This is a genomic window from Streptomyces sp. MK37H, from assembly GCF_018035285.1.
Classification (GTDB): Bacteria; Actinomycetota; Actinomycetes; order Streptomycetales; family Streptomycetaceae; genus Streptomyces; species Streptomyces endocoffeicus.
In genome coordinates, this window is sequence record NZ_JAAAYH010000772.1 from 1 (window position 1) to 1989 (window position 1989).

Below are 1989 nucleotides of genomic sequence, written 5' to 3' on the forward strand. Positions count from 1 at the left end.
CCGAGGTCGGCACCATGCGCTAGGAGGTTGATTGAGCGTGCCGTGGAAGAGCAAAGGTGCGAAGGCGGAGGCTGCCGACCACACGGGGGCGCGGTTGGCGCGTCAGGCCACTGTGGAGGTCGCCGGGTTGCTGGGCAAGCGTGGCATGAGCCGCACTGACCTCGCCCGACTCATGGACGTCAGCCCGGGACGAGTGAGCCAAATCCTCTCCGGGGACGAGAACCTGACGCTGCGCAGCCTCGCTGCCGTGGCCGATGCGCTGGAGCTGGACATCAAGATCAGTTTTGTGGAGCCCAAGGAGGACGGGGCTCGGCGGCCGCTTGGGCTGGGCGATGGGTCCGATGCCTTTGTCTACGCTCCTTGAAGGCATCGGGGTGCGCGGGGTGCGCGGGGTGCTTCCCTGACGGGCGTCGTCGTGGTGTGCGGTGTGCGGCGCCACGTCGGGGGTGCGAGGCGCGTCAGGGGCGCGAGCCGCGTCTGGGGGCCGAGCCACGTCAGGGGTGCGAGGCGTCCGTCGTGGCGAGGGGGCGTACCGCCAGCGCCTCGTCCCGCAGCCGCATGAGCTCGCGGTCGCCGCTCCGCTTCCCGGTGCGGTAGCCGAACTCCAGCATCCGTACGCAGGCGTCCATGGCCATCGCCAGGGTCTGACGGCGGTCCTCCGCCTCCTCCCGGGTCGGGGCGTGCAGCTCCGGCGGGAACTCCTGGACCTCGCGCTGCCGGCACTTCGCCTCGATGTCGGCCTCGACCTTGGCCGCGTCGTCCAGGAGCTGGTCCACCTCCTCATACAGGGTGTTGATCGTCGTCCGGTCCTTGGTCGCGGGGGTGCAGCCGCGCAGGTGGAGGCGGGCCTCGAAGGCGAACATGCGCAGCTGGGCCACGTTCTCGAAGTCCCTGACCAGGCGGTGGCAGTGGAGGTACATGTCGTGGACCAGCCGCCGCTCCAGCTCGCTCAGCAGCACCGCGATGCCCAGCGTGATCACGGCCACGAAGGGCGGCGTGGACTGCTGGTTCTGCTGCTGACGGACGCGAGGCGCCAGGGCCCCGCCCGCGGCGGCAGCGGCCACGGCGGGTGGCACATCGGCGGCGTGCGGCAGCAGCAGGGCGATGGTGAGCAGCGCCGCCGCGCAGGTGCAGGCGATGATTCCGCAGCACAGCGACGCGGACCTTACGGTCCCCAGCAGGCGGCCCTTGTCGGCGAAACGGTGGACCAGCGAGATCCAGGTGACCAGCGCGCAGACCCCTATGGGTAACGCGGCATCCGCGAACCAGCCCTGTGCGTAGAGCTCGTGCAATGCTCCCCCCTGATCGCGCCTTGGTGCCGGTGCGCCGGAGGCGGTCGGCCGGTCACCGGGCGCCGGTCACGGAGCACCGGTGCCGAAGCACCGGTCACGGGGCACCGATCACGGGGAGAGCGGGCATCCCTTCACTGTCCGCCTCGAGGGCGGAAGCACCGGCGAGTGGGCGTGTGGTTCTTGCGCCGTTCGGTCCCCGCGTCGCCTGGTTCCTACGCGTTTCGGTCCCTGCGCCTTCCGGTTACTGCGCCTTCCGGCTCCTGTGCGGAGCGCCTCGTCGCATGGTCACGATAGTGCTCCTCGTTCCCGTAGCGCACGGCTCACTGTCCGCGTACCGCTGGATCGCGCCGCCTCTGGCGTCCTGCGATACGTCTGCCGCCTCTGTTCCGTTCATCCCGCCCAGGGGGCATACCGGGCATCAGGCCAGGCGTCAGGCACACGCGTCCGGGGGCTGGAGGTGGCGGGCGGCGCTGCGGGCCGCGGAGGCTACGGTGGCGCGGGCCTCGCGCGGGGGCAGGCCGGTGTCGAGCGCGGCCTCGATCAGGGCGGGGGCCAACTCCGGCCCCGCGCCCGTCTCGTAGGCGCGGCAGGCGGCCCAGAACAGCCGGTCGTTGCGCTGGCCCTCCCGTGAGGCACGGACGAACCGTACGAGCCCCTCCAGCGCCGCGGGACGCGGCTCGGGGAACGGCGGGCCGGG

Annotated in this window: 3 protein-coding genes; 1 reads left to right on the forward strand and 2 read right to left on the reverse strand. The window is 71.8% G+C overall.

Annotation, left to right across the window (positions count from 1 at the left end; genetic code table 11):
• The first annotated feature begins 37 nt into the window (after positions 1–37).
• On the forward strand, positions 38–364 hold the full coding sequence (locus tag GWI24_RS43745; RefSeq protein ID WP_210951571.1) for a helix-turn-helix domain-containing protein: 327 nt from the start codon (positions 38–40) through the stop codon (positions 362–364).
• A 130-nt stretch (positions 365–494) separates the two neighbouring features.
• On the opposite strand, the gene GWI24_RS43750 is transcribed toward GWI24_RS43745, so the two are convergent.
• Together GWI24_RS43750 and GWI24_RS43755 are read right to left on the reverse strand one after the other, a co-directional pair.
• Positions 495–1292, reverse strand: a complete 798-nt coding sequence (locus GWI24_RS43750; RefSeq protein ID WP_210951570.1) for a hypothetical protein — start codon at positions 1290–1292, stop codon at positions 495–497.
• A gap of 430 nt (positions 1293–1722) precedes the next feature.
• The coding region (locus GWI24_RS43755; RefSeq protein ID WP_374103415.1) for a primase C-terminal domain-containing protein at positions 1723–1989 on the reverse strand (267 nt) is incomplete at its 5' end.